The organism is Kitasatospora sp. NPDC052868 (assembly GCF_044547105.1).
Taxonomy (GTDB): domain Bacteria; phylum Actinomycetota; class Actinomycetes; order Streptomycetales; family Streptomycetaceae; genus Kitasatospora.
In genome coordinates, this window is the sequence record NZ_JBITZW010000009.1 from 291,574 (window position 1) to 305,089 (window position 13,516).

10 protein-coding genes and 2 pseudogenes are annotated in these 13,516 nt (G+C 75.7%); 2 read left to right on the forward strand and 10 right to left on the reverse strand.

What is annotated here, in order from left to right; all coding sequences use genetic code 11:
- Positions 1 to 43 precede the first annotated feature (43 nt).
- The 6 genes and pseudogenes from ACIGZJ_RS18365 to ACIGZJ_RS18390 form a co-directional block, all read right to left on the reverse strand.
- Positions 44 to 988, reverse strand: coding sequence for a S8 family serine peptidase (locus ACIGZJ_RS18365; RefSeq protein WP_396458167.1), 945 nt, complete (start codon positions 986 to 988; stop codon positions 44 to 46).
- Between the two features lie 279 nt (positions 989 to 1,267).
- Positions 1,268 to 1,987 (reverse strand): annotated as a pseudogene (locus ACIGZJ_RS18370) (putative Ig domain-containing protein); the annotation flags it as partial.
- A gap of 210 nt (positions 1,988 to 2,197) precedes the next feature.
- Positions 2,198 to 2,890, reverse strand: a pseudogene (locus ACIGZJ_RS18375) (trypsin-like peptidase domain-containing protein); the annotation flags it as partial.
- Between the two features lie 282 nt (positions 2,891 to 3,172).
- The gene (locus ACIGZJ_RS18380) at positions 3,173 to 3,826 is read right to left on the reverse strand and encodes a fasciclin domain-containing protein (protein ID WP_396458168.1); all 654 of its coding nucleotides are present in this window, start codon (positions 3,824 to 3,826) and stop codon (positions 3,173 to 3,175) included.
- Positions 3,827 to 3,932: 106 nt separating this feature from the next.
- Positions 3,933 to 5,588 carry a molybdopterin-dependent oxidoreductase gene (locus tag ACIGZJ_RS18385; protein ID WP_396458169.1) on the reverse strand — a complete coding sequence of 552 codons (1,656 nt, stop codon included), beginning with the start codon at positions 5,586 to 5,588 and terminating at the stop codon, positions 3,933 to 3,935.
- Between the two features lie 147 nt (positions 5,589 to 5,735).
- The gene (locus ACIGZJ_RS18390) at positions 5,736 to 6,719 is read right to left on the reverse strand and encodes a hypothetical protein (RefSeq protein ID WP_396458170.1); all 984 of its coding nucleotides are present in this window, start codon (positions 6,717 to 6,719) and stop codon (positions 5,736 to 5,738) included.
- A gap of 217 nt (positions 6,720 to 6,936) precedes the next feature.
- Here ACIGZJ_RS18390 and ACIGZJ_RS18395 point away from each other — a divergent pair, with 217 nt between their 5' ends.
- Positions 6,937 to 7,944 carry an NADP-dependent oxidoreductase gene (locus ACIGZJ_RS18395; protein ID WP_396458187.1) on the forward strand — a complete coding sequence of 336 codons (1,008 nt, stop codon included), beginning with the start codon at positions 6,937 to 6,939 and terminating at the stop codon, positions 7,942 to 7,944.
- Positions 7,945 to 7,981: 37 nt separating this feature from the next.
- Here the strand turns inward: ACIGZJ_RS18395 and ACIGZJ_RS18400 are convergent, their stop codons facing one another.
- From ACIGZJ_RS18400 to ACIGZJ_RS18415, 4 genes are all read right to left on the reverse strand, one after another.
- Positions 7,982 to 9,499, reverse strand: coding sequence for a glutamate synthase subunit beta (locus tag ACIGZJ_RS18400; protein ID WP_396458171.1), 1,518 nt, complete (start codon positions 9,497 to 9,499; stop codon positions 7,982 to 7,984).
- A 203-nt stretch (positions 9,500 to 9,702) separates the two neighbouring features.
- Entirely contained in the window at positions 9,703 to 10,074 is a 372-nt protein-coding gene (locus ACIGZJ_RS18405) for a hypothetical protein (RefSeq protein ID WP_387944012.1), read from the reverse strand.
- Between the two features lie 398 nt (positions 10,075 to 10,472).
- Positions 10,473 to 10,676 carry a cold-shock protein gene (locus ACIGZJ_RS18410; protein ID WP_042388274.1) on the reverse strand — a complete coding sequence of 68 codons (204 nt, stop codon included), beginning with the start codon at positions 10,674 to 10,676 and terminating at the stop codon, positions 10,473 to 10,475.
- 298 nt (positions 10,677 to 10,974) lie between these two features.
- Positions 10,975 to 11,823, reverse strand: a complete 849-nt coding sequence (locus ACIGZJ_RS18415) for a hypothetical protein (protein WP_396458172.1) — start codon at positions 11,821 to 11,823, stop codon at positions 10,975 to 10,977.
- A gap of 237 nt (positions 11,824 to 12,060) precedes the next feature.
- On the opposite strand from ACIGZJ_RS18415, the gene ACIGZJ_RS18420 reads away from it, so the two are divergent.
- Complete coding sequence (locus ACIGZJ_RS18420; protein WP_396458173.1) at positions 12,061 to 13,350, forward strand: MFS transporter; 1,290 nt, start codon at positions 12,061 to 12,063, stop codon at positions 13,348 to 13,350.
- Positions 13,351 to 13,516 lie beyond the last annotated feature (166 nt).

Consider the following 13,516-nt stretch of genomic DNA (forward strand, 5'->3'; position numbering starts at 1 on the left):
TCGTCTCGGTCGTCTCCCGCTGTCGATCGCCTCCCGCTGCCGGTCACCCTTCGCGGCTGAGCAGGGTGTAGGCGTGCCAGGCGTCCAGCAGCGGCGGGACCACGCCGCGGCGCGGCCAGGCGACCGCGTGCAGCAGCGCGGAGCGGACGGCCGCGCCGCGCGCGTGCGGGACCAGCGACCACAGGAGGGCGGCGGCGCCGGTGACGAAGGGGCTCGCCGCGCTGGTGCCGCTCGCCCGTGCGCAGCCTCCTCCGGGGGCGAGGCCGGTGATGTCCCGGCCGGGGGCGCCCAGTCCGCGCCGTCCGGTGGAGGCCGCCAGGTCGGATCCGGGCATGAGGACGGCGTCGCCGCCGTAGGCGACCACCGGGATCGCCCAGGGGTGCCTGGTCAGCGCGGATCCGCCGACCAGGCCGCGGTTGCCGGCCGCGGCGAGGACGACCACCTCGCGGTCGCGGGCGTAGTCCAGCGCCTCGCCGAGGCGGCGCTCGCCGGCCGGTGCCAGTCCGACCAGGGCGGCGCTGATGTTGAGCAGCAGTGCGCCGCCGCGCACACACTCGATGATCGCGTCGGCCAGTTCCTGTGCCGTGGTGGAGGGTCCTGCCTCCTGTGCCGTGGCGAAGGGTCCTGCGGGCAGGGCGGCGCCCTCGGCCACCGGGGCGGCGGTGTCGGTGAAGATCGGGCGTACCAGCAGGGTGCAGCCGGGGCAGATGCCGGGGGCGGGTGTGCCGCGGCGCGCGTGCAGCAGTCCGGCGACGAAGGTGCCGTGGGAGGCGGCCGCGCCGGGGGCCGGGGCGGGGGTGGGGACGGCGGGGCCGATCGCGCGGATCCGGTCCGCGGCGAGGGCGGGGTGTGCGGAGGCCACCGGGCCGTCGATCAGTCCGATGACGACCTCGGGGCGGCCTTCGGTCGCGGCGGCTAACCGGCCCAGCCGGACCAGGTCCCCCTCGGTGCTTCTCGCCCCGGTCAGTTGTTCCGTCACGGTGCTCACCGGCTCAGCGCAGTGGTACGTCCACAGGGGGGTTCGCGGGTGGTACCTCCACGCTAGCACCGTTCCAACTACCGGCCCCCGCCGTGGAATACCGGTCCGGTTCGGCTTCGCACCGGCCGGTGGGGACGCTGTGTCACCGGCGGCCGTGTCACCGGCGGGGCGGGCCTTGGCCGTGCGGGGCGGCCGGGTGTGCGCGGCTACGGTGCGTTCGCGCGAAGGGGCCCGGCGGCGGGTGCCGCCGGGCCCCTCGGATGCGGTTCTACCGGGCCTGGACCAGGGTCAGCTGGTGGCGATCGAGGTGTCGTCGATCACGAAGCTCGTCTGCAGCGAGGAGTCCTCGGTGCCGGTGAACTTCACGGTGACGCTCTGGCCCGCGTAGGCCGAGAGGTCGAAGGTGCGCAGCTGGTAGCCGGTCGCCTTGTCGACGTTGGAGTAGGTCTTCACCGCGGTGCCGTTGACCGTGACGGCCAGCTTGTCGTACACCGTGGTGCCGGTCTCGGCGGTGTCGATGTGCAGGTAGAAGCTCAGCGAGGCCTTGCAGCCGGCCGGGATGGTCACCGTCTGGGCGAGGGTGTCCGTGTGGGTGGAGCCGTAGCCGTTCATCCAGGCCTTCCAGGTGCCGCCGTGCGCGGCCTGCGAGGAGCTGGAGTCGACGACGCCGCTGGAGGTGGTCCAGGGGGCGGCGGTGCCGGTCTCGAAGCCGGCGTTGCCGAGCAGCTGCGCCGGGGTGCAGGTGCCGCCGGTGGTGGTGACCGTCCAGGCGAAGGAGGTGGAGCCGGTCTTGTTGGCGGCGTCCTTGGCGGTGACGGTGACGTTGTAGCTGCCGGCGGTGGTCGGGGTGCCGGTGATCAGGCCGGTGGAGGCGTTGATCGACAGGCCGGCGGGCAGGCCGGTGGCCGAGTAGGTGAGGGGGGCGGTGCCGCCGGCGGCGGTGATCTGGAGGTTGGCGGCGGCGCCCACGGCGGTGGACTGGCCGCCCGGGTTGGTCACCGAGACGGTGCCGCTGCCGGCGGGCTTGGTGAGCAGGCAGCCGGCGACGTTGAGGTCGATGACGCGGCCGTTGCCGAGGCAGGTGGTGAACCAGTAGGTCTCCTCACCGTAGCTCTGGCCCTTGGTGGCGGTGGTGGTGCCGTCGGCGGCCACCTCGCAGGGGTTGTTGAGGGTGCACATCTGGCCGTCGTCGTTGCCGGTGTTGTTGATGCCGACGATCTTCTTGCTGGCGGCGTCGACGATCGGCGAGCCGGAGGTGCCGTGGGTGGTGTTGCAGCCGGCGCTGTAGCGCAGCGAGTCGTGCCAGCTCCACTCGTCCTCGCGCAGGGTGGGGACGAAGCCGTTGATCGAGCAGTTCCACACCTGCTTCCAGTACGAGGAGGGTATGTACATCGAGGAGCCGTCGACCGGGTGGGTGTCACTGATCGTCAGGGCGGTGGCGCCGTACTTGGAGGTGATCGACGCGAAGGTGTCGGTCAGCTGGTAGAGCGCGACGTCGGTGCCGGTCATGGTGCCGTAGAGGACCTTGTCGGCCTGCACGGTGCCCAGCGAGGCGCCGGAGGAGCTGAGCAGGGTGCCGCTGCGGCTGGCGGAGGCGTTCTGGATGACCTGGCCGGCGGAGGGCATGGTGGGCAGGCAGTGCCCGTTGGTGAGCATCATCGCCCGGTCGGCGTCGACGGAGGAGGGGTAGCGCACGAGCGCGGCGGAGCAGTTGCTCAGCGCGATGGTGGAGGTGAGGTCGCCGGCCTGGAGGGCGGGGGCGGCCTGGACGGCGGGGGCTGCGCCGAGGGTGCCCGCGACGACCGCGGCGGTGCCGACGGCGGCGGCAAGTGCCTTGAACATGCGTCTCCTTGTGGGGGATCGCCGGGCGCGCGAACGGTTGCGAACGCCCGAACCGCACGAAACTGCCATGGGCACTTCAATACCGTCAACCGTTCCGTCGAAATTCGCGGCCGGGATCCCCGGCAGGGCGCGTCCCGTCGCGGGCGCAGCGGGGCGCCGGTGCCACCGGGGCGTGGGCGCGCCCGGGTTGACGCCGCGTCCGCGCCCCCGCCGCCGCTGGGACGCACGCCCCCGGGCCCCGCACGCGCGAGGCCCCGCCGGACGGGTCCGGCGGGGCCTCGGGTGAGCCTGTGCAGTCGTGGGCCGTGGTCTTGCTGCTTGGAAGGGGGCCGACGCTTGGCCGGCGGGGTGTCAGGAGGTGGGCATCAGGACGGTGTCGACGATGTAGACGGTGGCGTTGGCGGTGCGGACGTCGCCGCACAGGACCTTGGCCGCGGCGTTGACGGTGAAGTCGGGGGCGGCGCCGGCGACGGTGGCGTCGTGGCCCTCCAGGGTGCGGTGGGCGCCGGCGAGGGCGGCGGGGGCCAGGCGGCGGGGGACGACGTGGTAGGTGAGGATCCTGGTGAGCAGGTCCTTGTCGGCGAGGACGGCGTCCAGGTCCTTCTTCGGGAGCTTGGCGAAGGCGTCGTTGGTGGGGGCGAACACGGTGATGTCCTGGGCGGAGTTGAGGGTGTCCACCAGGCCGGCCTGCTTGACGGCGGCGACCAGGGTGGAGAGCAGCGGGTTGTGGGAGGCGGCGGTGGCGACCGGGTCCGCGGCCATGCCCGCGAAGCTGCCCGCGCCGTCCTTGGGCACGGCCGCGCAGGCGGCGCCGAACGGCGGGGAGGCGACGGAGGCGGAGGAGGAGACGGAGGAGGCCGAGGAGGAGGCGGGGGCCGCGGAGGGGGCCTTGTCGGCCGCCGCGGTGGAGGCGCCGCCGCTGCTGCAGGCGCTCAGCGCGGCGGTGAGCAGGCCCGCGGCCAGCAGCGCGGTGAGGGACTTGCGGCGCAGGGTGGACGTGGTCATGGGGTTCTCCTGTGGTGGGCGTGCGCTGGTCGCGGACGCGGTCGGGCGACCGGTCGGCCCGGTGGGCCGCCGGTGGGCGGGAGGGGTTGCCGAGCGGGCGCCGGCGTCAGGTGACGGTGACGACGGTGCTGTGCCAGCCGGTGGCGCCCGAGGGGCTCGGGGGTCTGCGGGTCTCGGGCTGCACGGCGCCGGCGGCGTCGGTGGCGCGGACCTCGATGCGGTGGGTGCCGGGGTCGGCGGCGCTCCAGGTGTGGCTCCACTGGCGCCACACGTCGGGGCCGGCGTCGTCGGCGAGCCGGGCCTGGCGCCAGGGCCCGGCGTCGACGCGGACCTCGACCGCGGCGATCCCGCGGTGGGTGGCCCAGGCGGTGCCGGCCAGCACCACCTCGCCGGCCGGCACCCGGGCGAAGGGCGCCGGCACCTCGATCCGCGAGGCGGTGCGCACCTCGCCGGTGCGGTCCCAGCCGCGCTGCACCCAGTACGGGTCGAACGCGGCGAAGGTGGTCGCCTCCAGGTCCACCAGCCACTTGGTGGCCGAGGTGTAGCCGTAGAGGCCGGGCACCACCGTGCGGCAGGGGAAGCCGTGCTCCACGGGCAGCGCCTGGCCGCCCATCGCCACCGCGAGCAGCGCCCGGCGCCCGTCGAGGAGCGCGTCCAGCGGGGTGCCGATGGTCATGCCGTCCCGGGAGCGGCCCACCAACTGCTGGGCCCCGGCGCGGATCCCGGCGCGGCGCAGTAGGGCGGGCAGGGAGGCGCCGAGCCAGCGGGTGGTGCCGGCGTAGGGGCCGCCGACCTCGTTGGAGACGCAGGTGAGGGTGTGGTCGAGTTCCTCCAGGGGCAGGGCGAGGAGTTCGTCGAAGCCGATCAGCAGCGGGCGGTCGACCATGCCGTGCAGGCGCAGGGACCACTGGCGGGGGTCGATGCGCGGCAGGGTGAGGGCGGTGTCGACGCGGTAGAAGTCGGCGGTGGGGGTGGTGGCGGGGGCCAGGCCGGGGATCCGCAGGGCGGGCGGGGGCGGTGGTGCGGGCAGGGCCGGGGGCGGCAGGCGGACGGCGGCGCGGGCGGCGGTGATGTCGGTGCGGCGGTCGGAGAGGATCCGTCCGCCCGTGCCGAGGGCGGCGGCGCCGGCGATGGTGGCGCCGGCGGCCGCGAGGACGGTGCGCCGGCGGGGGTGTGCCCCGTGGTCGTCAAAGCCGTCGGGGTCTTCGGGCTCTTCGGGGTGTTCGGCGGGCGCCGGTGGCGCGGTGGTGCGCCGCAGCAGGACGGTGAGCCGGTCGAGGGCGACCGCGCCGGCGAGGGCGGCGGCCAGGGCGGGCAGGGCGTCGGCGGGGCCGGCGCCGGGGCGGGACAGTGCCGCCCAGGCGCCGAGCGCGCCGAAGAGGGCGAACACGGCGGCACCGGCGGGCCGGTGCCGGATGGTCAGCAGGCCGGTGGCGGCGGCGAGCAGGGCCGTCGTGAGGTGGATCCCGGCCAGCAGGACCGGTTTGTCGCCGGTGCCGAAGGTGCGGACCGCGTACTCCTTGAGCGCGGTCGGGGCGAGGTCGATGGCGGCCGAGCCGACCGCCGTCACCGGGGCCGCCGGGGGCCGGACGAAGGCGGCCACCGCCTCGCCGGCCCCCACGGCGGCGGCCGCGGCGGCCAGCCCGCACAGCACCGCCGCCGCCCGGGCCGGACGGGGCGGAACCGGGCGGGGCCGGCGGGTGGCGGCCGGCTCGCCGGGCCGGTCCGCGGCGGTGCCCGGGGTGCTCTGGTGGTTGCTCACGCCCGTCATTCGGCGCGGCCCGGCCCGCGGATGGGCGCGATCGCGGCGTTCACGCGATCGGGTGGCGGGGGCGGCCCCGGCTGACGCCTCCGGACGCCTTCGAAGGAACCGGCAGCCGGGCCCAACGGGCGGGCCCGGGCGGCGGGTTCAGATGGAGCGGGCGAACGCGCGCAGCGTCAGGCCGAGGTACAGGAGCAGCAGCACGATCGCGAACCCGCCGTAAGCGGCGCTCTCCAGTACCCCGTCGGTCATCCCAGCCCCGGTCAGGGCGGGTCTGATCCACAGCAGCAGGAGGGTGGCCACGACCGGCAGGACGGTCTGCGCGAGCGGTCTCCAGGCGAGGTCGTGCAGTCCCTCGGCGCCCGTGACCAGTGCGGCGACCACCACGAAGGCCGCGCAGAACACCGCGAAGAAGCAGAGCAGGAAGATCCGCTGGCCGCCCACCGTCCAGCCCTTCTCGACGTGGCGCTCCAGGTGCAGGGTCTCCTTGACCAGGGCCCCGAGCTGCGGGGCCGAGGGCGCCCACAGGGCCTGGACCCGGTCGTCGGGCTTCGGCTCCTCGCGGGTGTCCGCGCCCCAGGCGGTGATCCGGCGGCCGTCGGGCAGCACCAGCACCAGGTCGCCGTGGTAGTGGGTGACGTTGCCGTCGGCGTCCTCGGCCTCCTCGAAGTCCGCCGTCTCGACCACCGTCGCGGTGACGATGGCCGCGCCGGCCGACTTCAGCTCGCGGACGGCCTCTCCCCCGTCCATCTCGTCCAGTGCGCCGGGGACGGCCATCACGAGCGGGAGCAGGGTCCAGACGGCGGCCTGGCGCACGAACACCCAGGGGGCGGCGCTGAAGTCCTCCGGCACCCGGTCGGCGGGCTGCCGGGGGCGGGCGTCCTCCTTGGCCAGCGACACCCGCCGCTTCCACGCCCGCGCCCGCTCGCGCACCCGGACGGCCTTGCCCGCCCACAGGGCGAGCGCCCGGACCCAGAGCAGCCCGATCCCGGTCCAGCCGAGGGCGAGCAGGCCGGTCAGCGGCTGGACGGCGCCGCCGCCCAGGGCGAACGCCCGTACGCTCGCGGTGGCCAGCGCCGCCCACGCGCCGACCGCACAGGTCCGCGCCACCCAGATCAGGACCCGCCCCACCGGCCACCCCCAAGATCGAATACGCGGGCGGAGTCTCCCACACCCGGGTGACGGGATCTCCAGGCGGACCCCGGGCGGAACCCCGGCAGGCACCCGACGGCCCCCGGCGGCGCCCGGCGGGCACCCGCCCTGGCGCAGTGACTAAGCGCTTGCTTAGAATCGGGCCCGCAGTGCGGCGCGGGCCGCGCTGGGACCCCAGCCACCGGGAGACGCCATGATGTCCGCCGTGAACCGCCAGATCCGCCTCGCCCGCCGACCGGTGGGCGAGGTCGGGCCCGAGGACTGGGAGCACGTCAGCGAGCCGGCCGCCGCGCCCGGCGAGGGGCAGTTCGCGGGGCGCACCCGGTTCATCTCGCTGGACCCGGCGATGCGCGGCTGGCTCGACGACCGCCCCTCCTACCTGCCGCCGGTCGGCCTCGGCGAGGTGATGCGGGCCGGGTCGGTCGTCGAGGTGACGGAGTCCAACCACCCGGGCTTCGGGATCGGCGACCTGGTCGTCGGCAGCTTCGGCGTCCAGGAGCACGTGGTCTCCGACGGGCGGGGCGCGCTGCGGATCGACCCGTCCGCGGCCCCGGCGTCGACCTTCCTGGGTGCGCTCGGCATGCCGGGCATGACCGCCTACTTCGGCCTGCTGGACGTCGGGGCCCTCCAGGAGGGCGAGACGGTGGTGGTCTCCGGCGCCGCGGGCGCGGTGGGCACCCTGGTCGGCCAGATCGCCAAGGCGAAGGGCTGCCGGGTGGTCGGCATCGCCGGCGGCGCCGAGAAGTGCGCCCTGCTGACCGGCGAGCTCGGCTTCGACGCCGCGATCGACTACCGCTCCGAGGACGTGAAGAAGGCCCTGCGCACCCACGCGCCGGACGGCATCGACGTGTACTTCGACAACGTCGGCGGCGACATCCTGGACGCGGCCCTGGCGCACCTGGCGATGCGCGCCCGGGTGGTGGTCTGCGGCGCCATCAGCCAGTACAACAGCACCACGGGCGTCCAGGGGCCGTCGAACTACCTGTCGCTGCTGGTGCGCCGCGCCCGGATGGAGGGCTTCGTGGTGTTCGACTACGCGCCGCGCTTCGCCGAGGCCGCCCGCGAGCTCGGCGCCTGGATCGCCGCCGGCCGGATCACGGTCCTGGAGCACGTGGTGCGGGGCACCCTGGACGACTTCCCGCAGACCCTGCAGATGCTCTTCCGGGGCGAGAACACCGGCAAGCTCGTCCTCGAACTCGTCTGAGCCCGGGGCCGACGGGGCCGACAGGCGGCGGGGCCGCTCAGGCGGTGAGCGGGCGGTCGGAGGGCGCGACCGGGGCGGGCAGCTCGGTGTCGCCGCGCAGGTAGCGGTCCACGGCCGCGGCCGCCGAGCGGCCCTCGGCGATCGCCCAGACGATCAGCGACTGGCCGCGCCCGGCGTCGCCCGCGACGAACACGCCGTCCGCCGCGGCGGCGAAGTCCTCGTCGCGGGCGAGGTTGCCCTGCGGGTCGAGGGCGAGGCCCAGTTGGGCGGCCAGCCCGCCGCCCCGCCCGGGGCCCTCGGAGTCCTCGGAGCCCCCGGGGCCCTCGGGGCCCGAGAAGCCGAGGGCCAGCAGGGCCAGCTCGGCCTCGACGGTCCGCTCCGTGCCGGGCAGCGGGCCGCGGTCGCCCGGGCGCGCCTCGGCGAAGCGCACCGCCGCCAGCCGCCCGCCGGCGCCCGCCTCGAAGCCCACCGTGGTCGCCGCGAACACCCGGGGCTCGCAGGCCGGTCCGCCGGCCTCCTCGTGCGAGGTCGTCACCCGGTACACCTTGGGGTGGACGGGCCAGGGCTGGCCGGGCGCGCGGCGCCCGGGCGGGCGGGGGTTGATGTCCAGCTGGGTGACGGCCGCCGCCCGCTGGCGCAGGGCGGTGCCCAGGCAGTCGGCCGCGGTGTCGCCGCCGCCGACGATCACCACGGCGCGGCCCTCGGCGGACAGCGGGGACAGCGGGTAGTCGCCCTCGTCGACCCGGTTGGCCAGGGTCAGGTAGGTGATCGCCTGGTGCACCCCGGGCAGGTGGTGGCCGGGCACCGCGAGGTCCCGGCAGACGGTGGCGCCGACCGCGACCACCACCGCGTCGCAGCGGGCGCGCAGCTCGTCCGCGGGCAGGTCGCGCCCGACCGCGACGCCGGTGCGAAAGCGGGTGCCCTCCGCCTGCATCTGCGCGATCCGCCGCTCCAGGCGGTGCTTCTCCAGCCGGAACGGCGGGATGCCGTAGCGCAGCAGCCCGCCGATCCGGTCGGCGCGCTCGTAGACCGTGGTGGTGTGCCCGGCGCGGGTCAGCTGCTGCGCGGCGGCCAGTCCGGCCGGGCCCGAGCCGACGACGGCCACCCGCCGGCCGGTCATCCGCTCGGGCGGCTGCGGCGGGTCGTAGCCGCGCTCCCCCGCCCGCTCGGCGATCTCCAGCTCCACGTTCCTGATCGTCACGGCCTCGGCGTCGATGGCCAGCACGCAGGCGCTCTCGCAGGGGGCGGGGCAGAGCCGGCCGGTGAACTCGGGGAAGTTGTCGGTGGCCAGCAGGCGCGCGGCGGCCGCCCGCCAGTCCTCGCGGGCCACCAGGGCGTTCCAGTCCGGGATGACGTTGCCCAGCGGGCAGGCGTGGTGGCAGAAGGGCAGGCCGCAGTCCATGCAGCGGTCGGCCTGGCCGGCGATGAGCGGCAGCAGCGCCCCCGGCCGGTAGACCTCGCGCTGGTCCCCCAGCCGCTCCTGGGGGGCCCTGCGCTCGCGGGGCCGACGGGGTGTGGTGAGGAAGGCCTTGGGATCGACCTGGTGGTCTGCCATCGCGGTTCTCCGGCAGGGCGTGCCAACGCGGGGGCGGTGGCGCCGCGCGTACCGGGCCGGGGACGGGCGCGCTCCCGGTCTGCGCGCCACCGTGTGGCCACCGTACGCCTGCGCACCGCCCCGCGACAGCGGCCGGGACCGCGGCCGTCCCCGGCTACCGACCCCGGCTACCGGCTACCGGCTACCGGCTACCGGTCAGCCGGTCACTGGTCGGAGTAGCTGAGGTCCCCCAGGGTCCAGCTGCTGACGTCCTCGATGGCGATGCGGTACATGCCGCCGGTGTGCGGCAGGCCGAAGCTGCCCTGCAGGATCTTCGCGACGTGCAGGTGCAGGTGCGTGGCCGACCCGGCGGCGGGGGCCGGGGAGCGCGCGGGGTCGGTGAACAGCGGCGCGAACGGCTTGAGGTGCTCGGAGGCCTCCAGCACCTCGGCGACCCGCTCGCGCCACACCGCCTCCGCGGCGAGCCTTCCCGTGATGACGGCCCCGGGGACGACCACGGTGATGGGCATCTGGTTGCTTCCCGTCGACTCCACCATGGTGGCGACGTCGGTGAGCAGTTGATCCGGTTTCGACATGCCGCCAGGCTAACGCGCCCGGCCCGGCACGGGCAGGGCGCGCCGGGGGCCGTCGGCGTGGTGGCACGCGGCGCGGGGCGTCTGCGGCCCGCCGCGGAGAGCCCTCCGCGCTGCGGGCCGGTCTGCTGCGGGCCGTCCGCTGCGGGGCCGCGGAAATCCCCGGGCGGGCCCGGGCGCGGGGTGCACGGGGTGTTAATTCTGCGGACGCCGGCCCGCCTCCGGGCGGACACCGGCCGCACACCCGGCGGCGGGCGGGAATACCGGCGGCGCCGGCGGGATCCGCCGCCGCACATGCCAAAGGGCCTGTACCGCGCAATTGCGTGGTACAGGCCCCTGGAGCCGTTCGGCGAGGCCGATCAGCTTGTGCTGTCCGGCCTGGGGCCGTTCAGCGGGAAGTACTAGAGGGGGCGAATGTTCTCCGCCTGCGGGCCCTTCTGGCCCTGCGTGACGTCGAACTCGACCTTCTGGCCCTCGAGCAGCTCACGGAAGCCCTGGGCGTTGATGTTCGAGTAGTGGGCGAAGACGTCCGGGCCGCCACCCTCCTGCTCGATGAAGCCGAAGCCCTTCTCCGCGTTGAACCACTTCACAGTGCCATTAGCCATAAAAAATTCTCCTTCAAAGGGCATCCCGAAACCCGCACCTCGCAGGTCCCGCGTCGCCGCGATGAGCACCCACCCGGGTAAACCCGGGAAACAAAAATGCGCCTGCGGTCACAACCGACAGGCGCACACAAAGTTCATGGGAACCAAAACTGCAACTGATAACGACTGTAGCAGGTGTGGCGGCGGAGCGGCGGATTTTCCCCCGGCGGGTTTTCCGGGCCCCGTCACAGCGCCCCGCGGGCGGCCCCGGCGGCGGGTCCCGGGCCGGGGCTGGACCGGGCCCGGGCCGGAGCCGGGGTCAGCCGGCGGGGGCCGGGGCGGGTTGTTCGGCGTCGCCGAAGCGGGCCAGGGTCAGCGCCCCGACGATGGCCGCGGCGAAGCCGGCGACGGCCAGCGGCACCGCGTCGTGGCGGGTGCGGTCGCCCAGCAGGAGCACCCCGACCACGGCCGGGCCCAGGGTCTCCCCCAGCACCATGGCCGCCGTGGCGGAGGTCACCGACCCGCTCTGCATGGCCAGGGTGAGCGCGGCGAAGCCGCCGATCCCGGCGACGGCCACCGCGTACGCGGACGGCTCGGCCAGCAGCTGCGGCAGCCGCGGGGAGGGCAGCACCCGCACGGCGACGCCGAGCACCCCGAACTGCAGGCCCGCCACCAGGCCCAGCAGCGGGGCGCGGCGGGCGCGGGCGAGGCGGGCGACGGCCCAGCCGGCCGCCGTCAGGGCGATCGCCGCCGCCAGGACGCCCAGGCGCAAGGCCTGGTCGCCCTTGCCGTCGCCGTCGCGTCCGGCGGTCAGGGCCAGGACGACCAGCCCGGCGCAGACGGCCGCCACCCCGGCCCACTCGCTGCGGCGCAGCCGCACGTGCAGGGTGCGGGCGGCGCCGACGGCGGTGACGGCGAGGGCGGAGGACAGGGCGGCCTCGACCACGTAGAGGGGCAGGCGCTGCAGGGCGACGAGTTCGGCGACGAAGCCGAGCATGTCGAGGGCGACGCCGGCGAGGAAGGGCCACTGGTGGAGTGCGCCGGTCAGGGCGGCGGTCTGGCCGTGGCCGGGGGCGGGTGCGGCGCGGCGGGCGCCGAGTGCCTGGAGGACGGTGGCGGAGCCGGTGAGGAGGGCGGCCACGAGTGCCGACAGCAGGCCGAGGGACATGGGGTGACGGTACGGGGGCGGGCGGGTGCGCGGTGGGCGGCTCGCGGGCGAAGGAGGCCGGGGCGCGGGTGTTCTGAGGGTGTTTCAGCTGGCCCGGTGGCCGGAAGTGATCGCTCCGCTCCGACTTGACGGCGTACTGTCGTATGGTCGAAGCCGCCGGGGCGGGCGGCACCCTTGATCCCGTCGGCGGCGGCATTCTAGGATCAAAGTGAAATGTCACATGGCAACGGAGCTGTCGTGGGGGATCACACCGTTCCAAGCCGGGGTACCGCCACAAGCGCCCTGCCCAGGCCGTTCTACCGGCTCGCCGTCGGCGACGCCGTCTCCAGCTACGGCAGCCAGCTCAACATGGTCGCGCTCAGCCTCTTCGCGTACCAGGCCGCGGGCAGCGCCATCGGCACGGCCGGGTACCTGGTGCTGCGCCTGCTCGGCGGGTTCGGCGCCGGCCTGCTGGCCGGGCGGGTGGTCGCCCGCGTCGACCGGCGGCTGCTGATGGTGGGCTGCGCGTTCACCCAGGCCACCGGGCTGGTGGCGCTCGCGCTGGTGCCCGAGCACCTGCGGATCCCGGTGCTGTACCCGCTGGCGCTGCTGTTCGGGTCGGCGGGCACCCTCTCGGCCGTCGCGCTGCGCAGCAGCGTGCCCGAGATGGTCGGTCCGCAGTTGCGGGCGCGCGCCAACGGGGTGCTGGTGACGGGGCGTTCGACCGCGATGGTGCTGGGTTTCGCCTCCGCGGGGGTGCTGGTGGCCTGGGCGGGGTTCCACGCCGCGCTGCTGACCGACGCGGCCAGCTTCGCGGTGTTCGGCGCGGTGGTGCTGCGGCTGCCGCTGCGCACCCGGTCCGACGGCGGCGCCGAGGCCGCCGCTCCGGTGCGCCCGGGCGGGCGGTGGGCGGGGCTGGTGCTGCTGCGCGCGCTGCCGGTGGTCGGCGCGATGGTCGCCATCCGGCTGGTCGACGCCTTCGGCTCGGCCGCGCACAACATCGGCCTGCCGGTGTTCGCCACCCAGCACGCGCCGGGCAATCCGGCCGGGGTGCTGGGACTGTTCTGGGCCACCTGGGCGGTCGGCAGCCTGGGCGCCCACCAGCTGGTCTCCCGGCTGATGCTCAAGCGGGGCAGGGAGCCGGGCGAGCGGGCCTTCGCGGTGGGCACCGCCCTGATGTCGGCCTGCTTCATCCTCGCCTTCACCGGGCTGCCGACCCCGCTGTTCCTGGTCGTCGCCCTCGGCGCCGGCCTCGCGGACGGCTTCACCGAGATCTCGTACACCACCCGGGTCCAGGCCGTCGACGACGACCGGCGCGGGCAGGCCTTCGGGCTGGTGGCCAGCGCCGAGAGCCTCGGCATGGGCGTCGGCATGCTGCTCAGCGCCGGGCTGATGGAGCGCTTCAGCCCGCTGACGGTGGTCGGCTTCTCGCACGCCGTGCCGATCGCCCTGGCAGCCGGCTTCCTGCTGCTGGTGGGGGTCGGCGCCGGGCGCCGGCGCGCACCCGCCGCCCCCGCCGACGACCGGGCCCTGTCCGACCCCGCCTAGGACGCCCGCCCAGGACGCCCCGGCCGGGACGCCCCGCCTGAGACGGCACCCGCCCAGGACACCCCGCCCACGACACCCCGCCCGGGACGCCCCGCCAGGATCCGTCCGGCCGGGGCGGGCCCGCCCCGGCGGCGCACCCGCGCCGCGGCGGGGCCGTGCCCGCGGT

Bases quoted from the DNA above. Each gene is read 5' to 3' on its own strand.
- ACIGZJ_RS18380 (WP_396458168.1), bottom strand. From the start codon at position 3,826: ATGACCACGTCCACCCTGCGCCGCAAGTCCCTCACCGCGCTGCTGGCC.
- ACIGZJ_RS18395 (WP_396458187.1), top strand. From the start codon at position 6,937: ATGTCCGCCGTGAACCGCCAGATCCGCCTCGCCCGCCGACCGGTGGGC.
- ACIGZJ_RS18400 (WP_396458171.1), bottom strand. From the start codon at position 9,499: ATGGCAGACCACCAGGTCGATCCCAAGGCCTTCCTCACCACACCCCGT.
- ACIGZJ_RS18405 (WP_387944012.1), bottom strand. From the start codon at position 10,074: ATGTCGAAACCGGATCAACTGCTCACCGACGTCGCCACCATGGTGGAG.
- ACIGZJ_RS18410 (WP_042388274.1), bottom strand. From the start codon at position 10,676: ATGGCTAATGGCACTGTGAAGTGGTTCAACGCGGAGAAGGGCTTCGGC.
- ACIGZJ_RS18415 (WP_396458172.1), bottom strand. From the start codon at position 11,823: ATGTCCCTCGGCCTGCTGTCGGCACTCGTGGCCGCCCTCCTCACCGGC.